A 16,749-nucleotide genomic window follows, 5' to 3' on the forward strand; every position below is an offset into this window, starting at 1 on the left:
AGGATCCGAGGGCGACTGGCTATCGCTCCAACAAAGGCGTCACGGCGCGCTCAAGGAGAACAGCTTCAGAACAGCTCGCCCTGCGCCCCCGCCGGCGCACGGAAGAGGTCGCAGCGCAGGTCGAGCCGGCGCCGCTCGTCGCTGAAGCCGGCGCGCGCCCGCGCGATGCGGAAGCGGGTGCGCAGCAGCTCGGCCCAAGGGCCCTGGCCGCGCATGCGCTCGCCGAAGCGCGGCTCATTGTCCTTGCCGCCGCGCAGGCTCTGGATGATCGCCATCACCTTGGCGGCACGCTCGGGATAATGTTCGTCGAGCCAGGCGCGAAACAGCGGCGCCACCTCCCAGGGCAGCCGCACCGGTATGTACGAGACGCCCAGCGCGCCCGCCGCGGCACTGGCGGCGACGACCGCCTCCACCTCCTCGTCGGTGATCGCTGGGATGACTGGCGCCATGTTGACATAGGTCGGCACCCCCGCATCGCTGAGCCGCCGCACCGCGGCGAGCCGGCGCGCCGCGGCGGGCGCGCGCGGCTCGACCGTCATCGCCACGCGCGGGTCGAGCGAGGTGACCGAGATCGCCACCGCGACGAGCCCCTTGGCCGCCATCGGTGCGAGCAGGTCGAGGTCGCGCACGACCCGATCCGACTTGGTGGTGATCACAAGCGGGTGGTCGCAGGCGGCGAGCACCTCGATCACCTCGCGCGTGACCCGCCACTCGCGCTCGATCGGCTGATAGGGATCGGTGTTGGTGCCCATCGCGATCGGCGCGCAGCGATAGTCGCGCCGCCCGAGCTCGGCGCGGAGCAGTGCCGCGGCGTCGGGCTTGGCGAAGAGCCTGGTCTCGAAGTCGAGCCCGGGCGAAAGATCGTGGAAGGCGTGGCTCGGTCGGGCGAAGCAGTAGATGCAGCCGTGCTCGCAGCCGCGATAAGGGTTGATCGAGCGGTCGAACGGCACGTCGGGCGACTGGTTGCGTGTGATGATCGTGCGCGCGCGCTCGATCGTGACGGTGGTGCGTGCCGGGGCGGCGGCACCGTCGATCGTCCCGCGCGAATCGAGCCAGTCTCCGTCCTCCTCTGCCTGCGGCAGGTTGAAGCGCGTGCTCGCCGCGTTCAGTGTGGCGCCGCGGGCAGGTCTGGGCGGGCGATGAGCCATCGCGCCGTTCTACTCGACCGGATGGAACATAGCAAGAACGAACCCATCTTCAGTTCGGCGAGGAAAGCGTGGCTCGTTGTGGCGAGCCGGCCTTTGCGCAGTCGTTCCGTGGCGACATGATGGCCTATCCGCGAGGCGCTATGACGCTATTTCTCCCCTTCTTGTTCGCTGCCGCAGCGGCGGTCCCCTGTCCGCCCGAGAGCGTGTGCGCCGCGAACCCCGCCAGCGTCGTCACGGCGCTGTGGCGCGAGGGGTTCCAGGCGAAGACGGTCGCGGATGGTGAAGGCGACCCGATGATCGAGAGCGCGGCGTCGGCCTATCACTCCTCAATCGATTTCTACGGCTGCGAGGCGCATGCGAAGTGTAAGTCGCTGCGCTTCCACGCCGGGTTCGCTGGCGACCGCAGCGACGCGCTGGACGCGGTGAACCAGGGGAACGCCACCCATCGCTTCGCCGCTCTGTCGCTCGACAGCGACGACGAGCTGGTGCTGAGCTATGACGTCACGACAATCGGTGGGCTCCCTCCCGCCAATTTCGTCGAGATACTGGACTGGTGGTCAACCGGACTGGGGGAACTCAGTGCCTTCTTGGAGGCGCATCCGGCCTCCGCCGAGCCACCCGTGCCGGCCACCGCCGTTCAGCGCTCCGTCAGTCGCGGCATCAGTTCGACGAAGTTGCAGGGGCGGTGGCGGATATCGAGCTGGCTGGCGAGGATGCCGTCCCACGCGTCCTTCACCGCACCGGTCGAGCCCGGCAGCGCGAAGATATAGGTGCCGCGCGCGACGCAGGCACAGGCGCGGCTCTGCACCGTCGAGGTGCCGATCGTCTGATAGCTCAGCCAGCGGAACAGCTCGCCGAAGCCGGGGATCATCTTGTCGGCGACCTGCTCGATCGCCTCGGGAGTGACGTCACGCCCGGTCACACCGGTACCGCCGGTGGTGATGACGCAGTCCACGCCCGCGTCGTCGATCCAGCGGTCGAGCTGCGCCACGATCGAGTCGACGTCGTCGCGCAGGATCGCGCGTTCGGCGAGCACATGCCCCGCCTCGCTCAGCCGCGCCACCAGCGTGTCGCCCGAGCGGTCATCCGCCAGTCCGCGGGTGTCGGAGACGGTGAGCACCGCGATGCGCACCGGCTCGAAGGCGCGCGTGAGGTCGAGGCTCATCGCTCGGCGTGGGTCGTCGACTGCGCCGCGACAGTGCCGTTGATCGCGATCGCGGTGACCGGGGTCTGCGACGTCATCCGCACCGCGCTGTCGCCCGGCAGGCCGGGGAAACGCGGCCACATGCCCTGCGCCAGCGCGACGCGGCTGGGGCTCTTCGCCTTGCCGCCGAGCGACTCGTACATCCAATAGTTGCGCAGCACCGTCACGACATAGCCACGCGTCTCCCAATAAGGGATGCTCTCGATGTAGAGCAGCGGGTCGCCGCCATCGCGCACCAGCGCGTTCCACTCGCCGACCGGCTTGGGGCCGGCGTTATAGGCGGCGATTACCTTGGGCAGCAGCCCGCCGGTGAGCCCCATGTCGCGCAGCTTCTCGATGTGTCGCTGGCCGATGTCGATGTTGGTCGAGGGGCGCGCCAGCGCGTCCTGGTCGATCGCGACGCCGCGCTCGCGCATATAGTCGGTCGCCGCGGCAGGCATGATCTGCATCAGCCCGAACGCGCCGGCGGGGCTGCGCACCTTGTTGCGGAAGCCCGATTCCTGGAGCGTGTGCGCGTAGACCAGCGCCTTGTCGATGCGCCAGCCGGTATCCGGCGTCCAGTTGGGCATCGGATAGCGCGTATCAGCCGCGGCGACCGCACCCTGCGGCATGTTGTGTGCCAGCCACACGGTGGTCGCGGGCAGGTCGAGCGTCTCGCTGATATGGACGAGGCTGGCGAACTCGGACGAATCACCGATCCGCGCCTGCTGGCGCACCACCGCGTCGGCGCGCTCGCCCTCGCCCAGTTCGGCGAGCGCGGCGGCGACGCGGACGTTGGGACGGCGCTCGAGCCGCGCCCATTCCTCGCTCACCAGCTCGGGGCGGACCCGCTCCACCGGCAGCCCGAGCGCCTGGCGCGCGAGCAGCCCGTAGAAGGTCTCCTTATATTGCGCCGCGGTCTTCAGCCGGGACTCGACGCGATCGGGCCGGCCGCATGCCATGTCCGAGCGGGCCGCCCAGTAAAGCGCGGTCGCGCGCAGGTCGGTGTCGGTCGCGCGCGCGGCGACATTCTCGAAATCCACCTGCGTCGCGGCGCAGTCGTGCTGGCGCCACGCCGACAGCGCCTCGGTCCATCGGCCGTGGAGCGCCCAGTCACCGCTGCCCGCCGCGGCCTTCGCCGCCAGCGCGCGCGCCTGCGGGTCGAGCCCCTGGAGAAAATAGATCCAGGCCACCCGCGCCTGCCACTCGGTCTCCGCCTCGGGCGAGAGGCCGTCGGTCGACTCGAGTAGCGCCTGTGCCTCGGCGCCCATGTCGGCCTTCACATAGGGCTGCATGCGCTGCGCGAGGTCGGCGGCGACTTGGTCGCTTCGGGTGGCACGGGCGCGGATGCGCGCGGGCGCGCCATCCTGCCAGATCAGCCGCTGCGCGCTCGGCAGCATGGGTAGGTCGGTGAAGCCGCGGGCGCTCGCCAGCCGCATCAGCGCCTCGGCCTGCGGCAGCTCAGGCGCCTCGGCGATCAGCCGGGTCAGCGCCTCGTCGCTGACTCGCGGCGAGCCCTTGGCGAGCACCAGCTCGGCGCGCGCGTAAGCGTGGAGCGGCCCGCTCGCCATCGTGTCGAGCGTGATCTGCGCGTCGCTCCAGCGCGCGTCGCGGATCGCGGCGAAGACCGCGCGGTAGCCCGAGCGCTGCTCCGGGGTCAGCTGCGTCGGAATACCGGCGGTGCGAGCGGTCGCGACCGTCACCGGCGGCGCGACCGGCGCGGGGGCGGGCGCCGCCGAGGCCATGACGGGCAGAGCGGCGGCGACGAGCGCGGCGGTGGCGGCCAGCGCGGCGCGGCGGGGGCTCATGACGCGATCTCCCCGGTGAGCATCAGCAGGTCCTTCCAAGTCTCGGCTTTGGCCGCGGGGCGATCCAGCAGGAAGCGCGGATGATGGGTCGCCACGACGTGCGTGATCTTGCCCTGTTTATGGTTAATCGGGTGCGTACGTCCCCGCGCGTCGGCGACGCTCATCGCCAGCAGCGCACGGCTCGCCGCATCGCCCATCGCGAGCAGACGTTTCGGCGCCGCGAGCGCGACATGATGGCGCGCGATCTCGCCGAGCCGATCGGCGATGTCGCGCGGCACGCGGCCGGTCGTCGGGCGGCGCGTGCAGACGGAGGCGAGCGCGGTGTCCGCGCGCGAGCGCCCGATCGCGGCGAGCATTCGATCGAACAGACGCCCGGTCTCGCCCTCCAGCAGCGTCTCGCGGTCGTCGCGCTCGGGGCAGTCGACGAAGACCATCAACTCGGCGTCGGCCGGCCCGGTCGCCGCGATCGCGACGCCGCCCCAACGCGCCTCGGGTGCGTCCTCGCCGAGCCGCCACGTCGCGAACGCCTCCCGCGTATCGGGCAGCGCGGCGGGGGTGGGCGAGGGGGCTCTCGCCGGCGCGACGGGCGCGAGCAGGGCGAGCGGCGCGGCGGTCTCGTCCGCGGCGAGCCAGTCGAACGGCGCGTCCTCGACGAGCGTGTCCACCCCCGCCTCGCGCCACCAATCGAGCGCGCTCGCCGCGAGCTTTGCCCAGTCGTGATTCTGATCCGCCCCCATCCGCGCATCATAGGATCGCGGTTGACGTGAGCGTCAACTTTCTGGCACCGCCGGCCCGATCAGCCGTTGCGACGATACGACGAGTGCCCGCGGAGAGGCGGCGCCGGGCGCTCCCGAGGAGAAGATGACGTGAGCGAACGCGAGTCCATGCCCTATGACGTGGTGATCGTCGGCGCCGGGCCGGCGGGCCTGTCGGCGGCGATCCGGCTCAAGCAGGTCGCCGCGGAGAAGGGCGCGGAGATCTCTGTCTGCGTGCTCGAGAAGGGCTCGGAGGTCGGCGCACACATCCTCTCCGGCGCCGTCATCGACCCGCAGTCACTTGATGAGCTGTTGCCCGACTGGCGCGAGCACGGCTGTCCGCTGGCCGAGGTGCCCGTTACCGAGAACCTCCACTGGGTGCTGACCAAGAAGGGCAGGTTCACCCTGCCGCATCTATGGACCCCACCGTTCCTCCACAACAAGGGCACCTATACCGGCTCGCTCGGCAATCTGTGCCGCTGGCTCGCGGGCAAGGCCGAGGAGCTGGGTGTCGAGATCTTCCCCGGCTTCGCCGCGGCCGAGATCCTGTTCCACGACGACGGCAGCGTGAAGGGTGTGGCCACCGGCGACATGGGCGTCTCGCGCGACGGCACGCACAAGCCCGACTATCAGCCTGGGCTCGAGCTGCACGCAAAATACACTTTTTTCTCAGAAGGTTGCCGCGGACACCTATCAAAGGAGCTGATGCGTCTCTTCGACCTGCGACGCGACTGCGACCCACAGGTCTATGGCCTCGGCGTCAAGGAATTGTGGGACATCGATCCCTCGCTGCACACGCCCGGCAAGGTGATCCACACGCAGGGCTGGCCGCTCAGCGAGAGCGGGTCGAACGGCGGCGGCTGGATCTATCATCAGGCCAACGGGCAGGTCAGCATCGGCTTCGTCACCTGGCTCAACTACAGCAACCCCTATGTCTCGCCGTTCCAGGAGATGCAGCGCTGGAAGACCCATCCAGCGGTGGCCGCGCTGCTCAAGGGCGGCAAGCGCGTCAGCTACGGCGCGCGCGCGATCAACGACGGCGGGCTGCAGTCCATTCCCAAGCTGGTCTTCCCCGGTGGTGCGCTGATCGGTGACAGCGCTGGCTTCCTCAACGTGCCGCGCATCAAGGGCACGCACACCGCGATGAAGAGCGCGATGCTCGCCGCCGAGGCGGCGGTCGACGCGATCGTCTCGCAGCGCACGAGTGACGAGCTGGTCGCCTACCCCGAGGCGTTCGAGCACAGCTGGGTCAAGAAGGAGCTGTCGATCGTCCGCAACGTCGTGCCGCTGGTGAAGCGCTTCGGCGACCTGATCGGCTCGGGGCTGGCGGGCGTGACGATGTGGCTGGAGTATCTCGGGCTGCGAATGCCCTTCACGCTGCACCACCACGCCGATCACGAGACCTTGTGGCGCAAGGACCTGGTCAAGAAGATCGACTATCCCAAGCCCGACGGCGTGCTGACCTTCGACCGGCTCTCCTCGGTGTTCCTGTCGAACACCAATCACGAGGAGGACCAGCCGGTCCACCTCACGCTCAAGGATCCGACCATCCCGGTCGCCTACGACCTGCCGCTCTACGACGAGCCGGCACAGCGCTATTGCCCGGCCGGCGTGTACGAGATCGTCGGCGAGGACGTCGGCGATCCGGAGTTCGTGATCAACGCGCAGAATTGCGTCCACTGCAAGACCTGCGACATCAAGGACCCGACGCAGAACATCAACTGGGTCGTGCCCGAGGGCGGCGGGGGACCGAACTACCCGAATATGTGAGGGTGGCGGGGATTTGGCATGGATGCGGACGCCTGCCTCACGACCGTCATCCCGGACTTGGTCCGGGATCCCGCCTCACGCGAGAGCAACGCTTTCCGCATGTCCGGCTCGGTGGATGCCGTACCAAGTCCGGGGTGACGCGATGGGAGAGGACGCCGCGATCTCGTCACCAAGCCGCCCTCCCCACCGCGCGCAATAAACCCGGCCAGCGGGGTTGACGCGACCGCGCCCGAGCCGCGACAGCGGGCCATGCGGTTCAGCCCTCCCGGTCTCGTCTCCGCCGCGCTGCTGGTGCTGCTCGCGCCGGGCGCCGCCGCGGCCGCGACCGGCGATCTCGGCGCTTACATGAAGGCGCGCGCCGCGGCGGCAGACGGCGAGGTCGCCGCCGCTACCAGCGACTATGCGCGCGCGCTCGCCGCCGCCCCCGACAATGCCGTGATCGCGGTGCGTGCCTATCGCGAGGCGGTGCGCGCGGGCGACCTCGTGCTCGCCGATCGCGCGGCGGCGTCGCTCGCCGATCAGGGCGTCGCGCCTGCCGATGCCGCCTTGCTGGCGCTCGCGCGCGCCGCGCGAACCGGTGACCGGGTCGCCGCCGGCGCCGCGATCGAGCGCCTGCGCGACGATCAGCTTCGCATCCTCGCCGCGCCGCTCGCCGCCTGGGCCGCGCTCGACGCCGGCGGCGACCCGTTCGCGCCGCTCGCGCGCGCGCCGTCCGACGCAGTGTCGCGCCGCTTCGTCGAGGAAACACGCGCGCTGCTGCTGATCGCCACCGGCAAGGTGGTAGACGGCGAGGCCGCGCTGCGCCCGCTGCTCGGCAACGATCTCGCCAGCCAGGACCATCGCGTCGCCGCCGCGCGGTTGCTGCTCGGTCGCGGCGAGCGGCAGGTGGCGGCGCGGTTGCTGGCTGCGGGCGGCGAGTCCGCCATCACGACGCTGCGCGTGGCCGCGAACGACCCGGCGCTGGCCGAGCGCTATGCCGCCAAGCCCTCGCTAGCGTTCGGCGCCTCCTATCTGTTCACGCGCGTCGCCTCGGATTTGGCGGTCGGCGCGCCCGGTCCGCTCACCTACACGTTGCTCCAGGCCGCGCTGCGCGCCGATCCGGGCAACGATCGGGCGCGCGTGCTGCTCGCCGGCGTGCTCGCACGCGACGACGCGGTCGACCGCGCTCTGGCGGTGCTCGACGCGGTGCCGCCGACCAGCCTCTACGCGCCGATCGCGGCGACCGGGCGGGTCCAGCTGCTCGTCGACGACGGTCGCGACGCCGAGGCGCTCGCCGCGGCGCGCGTGCTGGGCGCCGCCCCCGCCGCCGCCACCGACGACGTGCAGCGGCTCGCCGACCTGAACGTCCGGCTCGGCCGCCCCGCCGAGGCGGTGCCGCTGTACCGGCGGCTGATCGACCGCGCCGGCGCTGCCGCCGACTGGGCCGACTGGCTGCAATATGGCGCCGCGCTCGACGAGGCGAAGCTGTGGGACCAGGCGCGCCCGGCGCTGGAGCAGGCGGTCAAGCTGGGGCCGAGCCAGCCGCTCGCGCTCAACTATCTCGGCTACGCGCTGGTGCAGCGGCGCGAGCGGCTGGATGACGCGCAGAAGCTGCTCGAGCGGGCCGCCGCGCTCAAGCCCGACGACGCCGCGATCGCGGACTCGCTCGGCTGGGCGCTGCTGGTGCGCGGCCAGCGCGCGCGCGCCTTGCCGCTGCTCGAACGCGCCGCGCTCGGCGACCCCGCCAACGCCGAGATCGGCGAGCATCTCGGCGACGCTTATTGGACGGCGGGGCGGCGCTACGAGGCGCGCTACGCCTGGACGGCGGCGCGCCAGGTCGCCGAGGCCGACGACGCCGCGCGGCTCGACGCCAAGATCGCGCGCGGCATCGGGACGCTGCGGTGAGCGCGATGACGGCGGACGCAACGGTGCTGGTCGAGCCGGCACCGGCCAAGCTCAACCTCGCGCTCCACGTTCGCGCGCGCCGCGCTGACGGCTACCACGCGCTCGAGACGCTGTTCGCCTTCGCGCGCGACGGGGACGTCGTGACGCTGGCGTCGGCGGAACGCGATAGCTTCACCGTCACCGGCCCCTTCGCCGCGGTGATCGGTGACGACGCGGACAATCTCGTCGTCCGCGCGCTCACGGCCTTCCGGGCGGCCTTCGGCGTGGACGAGCGCTACGCGATCACACTCGACAAAAGGCTGCCGGTCGCTTCGGGGATCGGCGGCGGCTCGGCCGACGCCGCGGCGACGCTGCGCGCGCTCGCGCGGCACCATGGTGTCACCCGAGAGGATCGACGGCTCGACGCGGTCGCCCGCGCGCTCGGTGCCGACGTGCCCGCCTGCCTGCTCGGCCGCGCCGCGCTGGGCACGGGGCGGGGCGATGACCTGGTGCCGATCGCGGGGCTGGGCGACTGCCCGGCGCTGCTGGTCAACCCGCTCGAGAAGGTTTCCACCGCGGCGGTGTTCGCGCGCTGGGATGGCGTCGACCGCGGCGCGATCGGCGAGGGCGGCACGCTGGCGCTGGCGCGGGCGGGGCGCAACGATCTCCAGCCCGCCGCCGAGGCGATCGCCCCCGCCGTGCGCGATCTGCTCCAAGCACTGCGGCAACAGGGGGGCGTGATCCTGGCGCGCATGTCCGGCTCCGGCGCCACCTGCTTCGCGCTGTTCGACGACAGCGGGGCGCGCGACAGCGCCGCGGCCGCGATCACCGCGCGGCATCCGGCGTGGTGGCAGCTGGCGACCACGGTGGCATGATCGCGCTCAAGATCCTCGACCATGTCGCGATCATCTCGCTCGAGCGGCCCGACGCGCGCAACGCGCTACCAACCGGCGCGTGGCAGGCGCTCGCGGGCAGCATCCGGACGATCCCGACCAGCGTGCGCGCCCTGCTGCTGCGCTCGGCGGTGCCGGGCGTGTTCTGCGCGGGCGCCGACCTCGCCGACCTCGCGCGAATGGTCGACGATGTCGACGCGCGGACCGCGTTCCGGGTCGCGCTGGAGGACGCCGTGGGTGAACTGGCCGGGCTGTCGATCCCGACCGTGGCGGCGGTAAAGGGTGGCTGCTTCGGTGCGGGCGTGGCGCTGGCGCTCGGTTGCGACCTGATCGTCGCCTCGCCCGCCGCGCGCTTTGGCCTCCCGCCGGCACGGCTCGGGATAGGCTATCCGGTCGGCGACGTCGCACGCTTGGCGCAGCGAGTCGGTCGCGCGCAGGCGGCGCGGCTGCTGTTCACCGCCACCTCGATCGACTCGGCCGAGGCGCTGCGGATCGGCCTGGTCGACATGATCGGCGACGCCGCCAAGGTGATCGACGATATCGTGCGCAACGACGAGACCGCGCTGTGGCTGCTCAAGCGGACGCTCGACGACCCGCTCGACGAGTCGCTCGACGCCGCCTTCGAGGATTGCTTCGCCAGCGCGCGCTTCGCTGCCGGGGTCGCGCACTATCGCGACAAGGCTTGATATCGCGGCAAAGTTCCCTACTTGTTCTCGCGGAACAAAGAGAATACACCATCGCGGTGCGTTGAACGCGACGCGCGGTTGCTCTAGCGAAAGGGTCCACGGCAATGGCCGCCAAACTTCAGGTGATCGATACCGGCATGGCAACCGCGAACGCAGACCGTCAGAAGGCGCTCGACGCCGCGCTGGCACAGATCGACCGCGCCTTCGGCAAGGGCTCGGCGATGAAGCTCGGGCAGAAGGAGACGATGCAGGTCGAGGCGATCTCGACCGGCTCGCTCGGGCTCGACATCGCGCTGGGCGTCGGCGGGCTGCCGCGCGGCCGTGTGATCGAAGTGTACGGGCCGGAGAGCTCGGGCAAGACGACGCTGGCGCTCCACGTCATCGCCGAGGCGCAGAAGAACGGCGGCACCGCCGCCTTCGTCGACGCCGAGCACGCGCTGGACCCGGTCTATGCCAAGAAGCTGGGCGTCAACATCGACGAGCTGATCGTGTCGCAGCCCGACACCGGCGAGCAGGCGCTCGAGATCGTCGACACGCTGGTGCGCTCTAATGCGATCGACGTGCTGGTAGTCGACTCGGTCGCCGCGCTGGTACCGCGCGCCGAGATCGAGGGCGAGATGGGCGACAGCCACGTCGGCCTGCAGGCGCGGCTGATGTCGCAGTCGCTGCGCAAGCTCACCGGCTCGATCAGCCGCTCGCGCTGCATGGTGATCTTCATCAACCAGCTGCGCATGAAGATCGGTGTGATGTACGGCAACCCGGAGACGACGACGGGCGGCAACGCGCTGAAATTCTACGCCTCGGTCCGGCTCGACATCCGCCGCACCGGTGCGATCAAGGACCGCGACGAGGTGATCGGCAACGCCACCCGCGTCAAGGTGGTCAAGAACAAGGTCGCGCCGCCGTTCAAGCAGGTCGAGTTCGACATCATGTACGGCGAGGGCATCTCCAAGATCGGCGAGATCCTCGACATCGGGGTGAAGGCCGGACTGGTCGAGAAGTCGGGCGCTTGGTTCTCCTATGACTCGGTGCGGATCGGGCAGGGGCGCGAGAACGCCAAGACCTTCCTGCGCGAGAATCCCGAGATGATGCAGCGGCTGGAGAAGGCGATCCGCGCGCGCACCGAGCAGGTCGCCGACGGCATGATGGCCGGGCCGAGCGAGGACGACGACGTCTGAGCCGCTCGCCTTCCGAGCGGGGCGGCGGCGATCGCGCGGCCTGCGGGTCCGGCGAGCTGCTCGCGGCCGTCGACTGATGATCGAGCGTCCGTCTCCGCGGCCGCGCCTCGATCTCGGGGCGCGGAAGGCTGGCCGATGACGTCGGGCGCGGACTGGAGCGCACGCGTCGGGGCGACCTGGGCGGCGGAGTGGCGGCGCACCGAGCGCGCCTTCGCCGACGTGGCCAGGGTCCTGGACGAGGCGATCGTCGCGGTCGCGCCGGATTTCGGCCGCGCGGCAGACGTCGGCTGCGGCGTCGGGTGTACCACGCTGGCGCTGGCCGCGGCGCGTCCTGGGCTGGATGTGACGGGGATCGACCTCGCCGCGCCGCTCGCCGCGATCGCACGGGAGCGTGCCGCCGCCCTCGCTCGTGACACTAAAACGGGCCACGATGGCGACCGCCGGGTCGACTTCCTCGTCGGTGACGCCACCGCGGTGCTGCCGCCGCTCGCGCCGCTCGACCTCATCGTCTCGCGCCACGGCGTGATGTTCTTCGACGATCCCGTCACCTCCTTCGCGGCGATGGCGCGCGCGGCACGACCGGGCGCGTCGCTGGTCTTCTCGTGCTTTCGGGCGCGCGAGGAAAACGACTGGGCCGCCGCGCTCGACGCCGCGGTCGGCGTCTCACCCCGATCCACCGATGCCTACGCGCCGGGGCCGTTCGGACTGGCCGATCATGCGCTCACGCAGAACGTCCTCGCCGCCGCGGGCTGGCTCGACGCGACGGCTACCCGCCACGACGTCCGCTACGTGGTCGGCGCGGGAGACGATCCGATCGCCGACGCGCTCGCCTTCTTCCGCTGCATCGGCCCCGCGGCCTCGGCGCTCGCCGCCGCGACGCCGGACGAGCGGGCGGCGATCGAACGTCGGATCGTGGCCGCGCTCGCCGCGCGGATATGCGACGGCACGGTCGCGTTCACCGCAGCGATCTGGATCTGGGTCGCGCACGCAGGGGAGCCGTCATGACGATCGTCGTCCACCATCTCGAGAACTCGCGCTCGCAGCGGGTGCTGTGGCTGTTGGAGGAACTCGGGCTCGCCTATGAGGTGGAGCGCTACGCGCGCGATCCCAAGACGATGCTCGCGCCACCCGAGCTGCGTCGCGTCCATCCGCTCGGCAAGTCGCCGGTGATCGAGGACCGCGACGGCGCGGCCGTGGGCGAGCGCGGTCGCGTGGTGGCGGAGACCGGCGCGATCGTCGAGTATCTCGTCGATCGGGCCGACGGTAAGCTCGGCGCGCCCGCGAAACGCGACGACGCGCTGCGCTATCGCTTCTGGCTGCACTACGCCGAGGGATCGATGATGCCGCCGCTGCTGCTCAAGCTGGTGCTCTCGCGGCTGCCGCTGATCGGCAAGCGGGCGGTCGCGCGGGTGCAGCCGATGATCGACCGCCACCTGGATTATGTCGAGGCGGAGCTGGCCCAGCGGCCGTGGTTCGCCGGCGAGGCTTTCACGGCGGCGGACATCATGATGAGCTTTCCGCTCGAGGCGGCGCGTCACCGTGCCGGATTGGGCGAGTCGCGGCCGGCCACCGTCGCGTGGCTCGCCAAGATCCACGCGCGGGCGGCGTATCAGCGCGCACTCGAACGCGGCGGACCCTATGCTTACGCGCGGTAAGCGAACGGGCGGCGGCCCGGGGCGGGCAGTCTACACCCTAACCGCGCCGCCGCGCAGCATCGCTCAGAAGCGCGAGCGCAGCGTCACGCCATAGGTGCGTGGCTCGGCCAGGAAGGCACCGAACAAAGCGTTGCCCGTCGCGTAGGACGGTGCACCGAAGGCCTGCACCTGCGAGCGACTGCCCGCACCCTGAAACGGCAGGTTGAACGCGACCTGCTGATAGTCCGCGTCGAGCAGGTTCTGCGCCCACAGCTCGACCGCCCAGCGCTGCTCGGGGCCGCGCACGCCGAGGCGCGCGTTCATCACGAAGAATCCGTCCTGCGCCTTCTCCACGAACAGGTCCGAGCCCGTGTTATAGTCGCTGGTCAGGCGACCATCGACATAGAACAGGCCGGTCAACCCGCCGCCGCCCAGCGCCGGGCTCCACGTCACGGCGCTGGTGACGGTGTGCTTGGGGGCGTTCGACATCTGGCTGCCGGGCAGCAGGAACAGTGCCGCGTTGAGCGGCTCGCCCGACTTGCTGCCGGCGAGATCGCGCTGATACTTGGCATCGGCGAGCGTGTAGCCGAGGTTCACCGTGACATCCGGCGCCGGGTAGAGGCCTAGCTCCAGCTCGACGCCTTGCGTGATGACACCCTTGCCGACCTTGCCGGTGCAGGCGCCCGTGGCCGAGTCGTTGTCGTGATCGGCGCCGTTCAGCGACTGGTCGCAGCCGCCGATGTTCTGCACGATATAGTTGGTGCCGTTAAAGGTGTTAAGCTGGAAGTTGGCGAACTCCGAGCGATACAGCGCGACGTTGGCGGTAATCTGGTGCGCGCTGTACTTGAGACCGAGCTCATAGGCATTCACCGTCTCGGGATCGAAGCGAAGGTTGTTCGCGCTCGCCGCGGTCGGCGTCGTGAACACCGTCGCGCTCAGGTCCGAGCGGTCGAGATTGTACCCGCCCGCCTTGTAGCCGCGCGCGTAGGAGGCATAGACGAGCGTGCTGTCGACCGGCTTCCACGATACCACGCCGGTGCCGGTGAGTTGGCCCTCCTTGAAGCGGTCGTTCAGCCCGACGCCGGTCAGCGCCGAGGTCGAGTTGCCGGTGCAGCTCAGCGTGATGATTCCGGCGGCGAGCGACTGGAGCGTCGCGTTGGTGCTGCGCAGCAGCGGTGCCAGCGCGGCCTGCTGCGCCGGGCAGATCGTGTTGTTGTTGTTGAACGCGGCGGCCAGCCTCTTGCTCTCGTGCGTGTAGCGCAGCCCGAGCGTGACGTTGAGCCGGTCGGTCAGCTTGTAGATGTTGTGGGTGAAAAAGGCCCAATTTTCGCTGGTCTGCTCGTAGACATCGCGCAGGCTGCCGAGGTCGTTGAGGCGGCTCAGCCGATCGATCCCGCCCACGATCTGCGGGCCCACCGCGCCGGTCAGTGCGCCGCGCCCGACCGCGCTGAGGCAGCCCGGGTTGGCGGTGTTACGCAGCGCCGCGAGCGGGTTGATCGTCGCGACGACGCGACACGCGGCGAAGGCGCCGTACTGCGTGCCGAAGCGGAGATTGTCGACGACCTCGAGGTCCTCGTGCGCGTAATAGCCGCCGACCAGCCAGTCGAGCTTGTTGCCGAGGATAGAGCCCGAGAACCGGCTCTCGTGCGTGAAGGTCTTGAAGCGCCGATAGTTGTTACCGTCGTCGGGGCGGTAACCGATGTCGACATTGCCATAGTCGATGTCGGCCGCGCCGGCGGACTTATACTCGCGATAGGCGGTCAGCGAGGTGAGCTGGGTCGCGCCGATGTTCCAGCGTACCCGCGTCGAGACGCCGCCGTCGGTGGTGAGGTTGGAATAGTCGCGACCGGGCGTGAAGGCGATCTTGCGGTTGTACGGGTCGCCCTCGCTCGGCAGCACGCCGCCGAGGCTGCGCAGGATCGCGGTGATGCGGTTGCCGTTGGGATTGAAGGCGAAGTCGCCGACAACGCCCGGCGTCGGGTCGGTCGTCTCGGCGGTGCCGACATAGACCGCCCCGCAGCATTTCTCGTCGCGGTGGGTGTAGTCGCCGATCAGCCGGATCGCGAGATCGGGTGTGACGGTGAAGAGCAGCTGGCCGCGCACGAAATAGCGGTCGCGGTTGTTGTAATCGGTGTCGTTGACGACGTCGCGAAGGAAGCCGTCCCGCTTCGAGTAGACACCGTCGACGCGGAAGGCGAGCAGGTCCTTGATCACCGGCCCGGTCAGCGCGCCCGACAGGCGCACCGCGTCGTAATTGCCGTAGGTCGCCTCGGCGAAGCCGCCGAACTTGAACTCGGGCAGCTTGGTGTAGATGCTGATCGCACCCGCCGAGGAGTTGCGCCCCGACAGCGTGCCCTGCGGGCCGCGCAGCACCTCGATGCGCTCGATCTCCCCCAGGTCGTTGAGCCCGGCGCCGGTGCGGCTGCGATAGATGCCGTCGATGAACACCGCGACCGAGCTCTCGAGGCCTGGGTTGTCGCCGACGGTCCCGATGCCGCGGATGCGCGCCGCGGCGTTGGCCTCCGAGCCGGTCGAGGAGACCAGCAGCGACGGCGCGATCTGTGTCATCTGGCGGATATCGGTCGCGCCCGAATTCTGCAGCGCGGCCTGGCCGAAAGCGGAGACCGCGATCGGCACGTTCGACAGCCGCTCGGAGCGGCGCGTCGCGGTGACGACGATGTCGGCGGTGTTGGGCGAGTCGCCCGACTTGGCGTCGCTCGGCTTGGCATCGGCGGCGGACCCGCGCAGGTTCTGCGCCGCGGCGGGGGCGGCGAGACCGGCGAGCACCGCCGCCGAGAGCAGGAACGCGGACTTCGACATAGATAGACACCCCCCACGCGGCGCGTGCGCCGTAGCGACAGGCGATTAGGCCGAAGTGGGATAATTAAGGGTAAATGTCGCGGGCGCCGCGCCGCCGAGTTCCGCCAGGCGATCGCCGATGCGGGCGAGTGCGACGCTTCCCTCGGCACGCGCGCGGCTGTCCGGCGCGAAGCAGAGCGCGACGGTGCGGCGCTGGTCGAAGCCGGCGAGCGGTACCAGCGCGAGCGCCGGATCGGCGTAGCAGGCGGGGAGCAGCGTCGTGGCGAGGCCGGCACGGACATAGGCGAGCGCGCGCGAGTCGCTGTGGGTCCGCGCCGCCATGAACGGGCGGATCCCGCGCGCGGTGAAGAAACGGCTGGTCTCGGCCAACATCTCGCAGTGGCGTCGCACCACCATCGGCTCGGCGGCGAGTTCCTCCGCCTCGACGCTGACTCGTGCCGCGAGCGGATGGTCGCGCGCGAACGCCATCGCATAAGTCTCGTCGAACAAGGCGCGGTGCGGCAACGCGGCGTCGAGCGGCGCGACGATCGCGTCGACCCGGCCGCGGTCGAGCGCGGCGCGAAGCTCGCCGGCGCGTCCCTCGACCAGCTCGAGCCGTTCGCCGGCGACCGCGGCGGCGCGCAGGGCTTCCTCGACCCAGGCGTCGGGCAAGGTGGTGCACAGGCCGAGCCGGATCAGCTTGGCGGCGGGCGAGTCGCTCACCGCCTGCTCGGCGGCGACGAAGCCGGCCTCGATCCGGCGGGCGTGCTCGGCCAGCCGCGCGCCGGCGGCGGTGAGCGCGACGCGGCGGCTGCTGCGCTCGAACAGCGGCTGGCCGAGCAACGTCTCCAGCTTGGCGATGCCGACCGAGAGCGTCGGCTGCGTCACCCGGCAGTGCGACGCGGCGCGCGAGAACGTGCCCTGGTCGACCACCGCAAGGAAGTAGCGCAACAGGTAGCGATCGATCATAGACGCCATCTATGGAAAGTGTTCGCGCGCTTCAACTTGGGAAGGCGGGAGGTCGGGGGTATG

13 protein-coding genes and 1 pseudogene are annotated in these 16,749 nt (G+C 70.6%); 8 read left to right on the forward strand and 6 right to left on the reverse strand.

What is annotated here, in order from left to right; all coding sequences use genetic code 11:
- Positions 1–65: 65 nt before the first annotated feature.
- Complete coding sequence (locus FHY03_RS07670) at positions 66–1,148, reverse strand: PA0069 family radical SAM protein (RefSeq protein ID WP_183920630.1); 1,083 nt, start codon at positions 1,146–1,148, stop codon at positions 66–68.
- Positions 1,149–1,288: 140 nt separating this feature from the next.
- Between FHY03_RS07670 and FHY03_RS21005 the strand changes: the two are divergent.
- A pseudogene (locus tag FHY03_RS21005) lies at positions 1,289–1,699 on the forward strand (YbjN domain-containing protein); the annotation flags it as partial.
- A gap of 86 nt (positions 1,700–1,785) precedes the next feature.
- Here the strand turns inward: FHY03_RS21005 and moaB are convergent.
- From moaB to FHY03_RS07685, 3 genes are read right to left on the reverse strand one after another with little or no spacing between them, the layout of a single operon-like run.
- Entirely contained in the window at positions 1,786–2,313 is a 528-nt protein-coding gene (gene moaB / locus FHY03_RS07675; RefSeq protein ID WP_183929830.1) for a molybdenum cofactor biosynthesis protein B, read from the reverse strand.
- A complete protein-coding gene (locus FHY03_RS07680) occupies positions 2,310–4,139 on the reverse strand; it encodes a lytic transglycosylase domain-containing protein (protein ID WP_183929832.1) in 1,830 nt (609 codons plus the stop codon). The genes moaB and FHY03_RS07680 overlap by 4 nt, the downstream gene beginning before the upstream one ends.
- Positions 4,136–4,876, reverse strand: coding sequence for a uracil-DNA glycosylase family protein (locus FHY03_RS07685; protein ID WP_183929834.1), 741 nt, complete (start codon positions 4,874–4,876; stop codon positions 4,136–4,138). Before FHY03_RS07685 ends, FHY03_RS07680 begins: the two co-directional genes overlap by 4 nt.
- A 129-nt stretch (positions 4,877–5,005) precedes the next feature.
- On the opposite strand from FHY03_RS07685, the gene FHY03_RS07690 reads away from it, so the two are divergent.
- From FHY03_RS07690 to FHY03_RS07720, 7 genes are all read left to right on the forward strand, one after another.
- Complete coding sequence (locus FHY03_RS07690; protein WP_409314159.1) at positions 5,006–6,664, forward strand: electron transfer flavoprotein-ubiquinone oxidoreductase; 1,659 nt, start codon at positions 5,006–5,008, stop codon at positions 6,662–6,664.
- A 249-nt stretch (positions 6,665–6,913) separates the two neighbouring features.
- Positions 6,914–8,548 (forward strand): tetratricopeptide repeat protein, encoded by a 1,635-nt coding sequence (locus tag FHY03_RS07695; protein ID WP_260158771.1) that lies wholly within the window; start codon positions 6,914–6,916, stop codon positions 8,546–8,548.
- Positions 8,549–8,553: 5 nt separating this feature from the next.
- Entirely contained in the window at positions 8,554–9,402 is an 849-nt protein-coding gene (locus FHY03_RS07700) for a 4-(cytidine 5'-diphospho)-2-C-methyl-D-erythritol kinase (RefSeq protein WP_183920625.1), read from the forward strand.
- The gene (locus FHY03_RS07705; RefSeq protein ID WP_183929836.1) at positions 9,399–10,106 is read left to right on the forward strand and encodes an enoyl-CoA hydratase/isomerase family protein; all 708 of its coding nucleotides are present in this window, start codon (positions 9,399–9,401) and stop codon (positions 10,104–10,106) included. Before FHY03_RS07700 ends, FHY03_RS07705 begins: the two co-directional genes overlap by 4 nt.
- A 104-nt stretch (positions 10,107–10,210) precedes the next feature.
- Entirely contained in the window at positions 10,211–11,284 is a 1,074-nt protein-coding gene (recA, locus tag FHY03_RS07710; RefSeq protein WP_183920623.1) for a recombinase RecA, read from the forward strand.
- Positions 11,285–11,419: 135 nt separating this feature from the next.
- A complete protein-coding gene (locus FHY03_RS07715) occupies positions 11,420–12,289 on the forward strand; it encodes a class I SAM-dependent methyltransferase (RefSeq protein WP_183929838.1) in 870 nt (289 codons plus the stop codon).
- Positions 12,286–12,939 (forward strand): glutathione S-transferase family protein, encoded by a 654-nt coding sequence (locus tag FHY03_RS07720; protein WP_183920621.1) that lies wholly within the window; start codon positions 12,286–12,288, stop codon positions 12,937–12,939. Before FHY03_RS07715 ends, FHY03_RS07720 begins: the two co-directional genes overlap by 4 nt.
- Before the next feature lie 63 nt (positions 12,940–13,002).
- Here FHY03_RS07720 and FHY03_RS07725 read toward each other — a convergent pair whose 3' ends face one another.
- Positions 13,003–15,738, reverse strand: coding sequence for a TonB-dependent receptor (locus tag FHY03_RS07725; RefSeq protein ID WP_183929840.1), 2,736 nt, complete (start codon positions 15,736–15,738; stop codon positions 13,003–13,005).
- A gap of 45 nt (positions 15,739–15,783) precedes the next feature.
- On the reverse strand, positions 15,784–16,686 hold the full coding sequence (locus tag FHY03_RS07730; protein WP_183920619.1) for a LysR family transcriptional regulator: 903 nt from the start codon (positions 16,684–16,686) through the stop codon (positions 15,784–15,786).
- Positions 16,687–16,749 lie beyond the last annotated feature (63 nt).

The sequence above is a fragment of the Sphingomonas sp. BK345 genome (genome assembly GCF_014193845.1).
In the GTDB taxonomy this organism is placed as follows: domain Bacteria; phylum Pseudomonadota; class Alphaproteobacteria; order Sphingomonadales; family Sphingomonadaceae; genus Sphingomonas.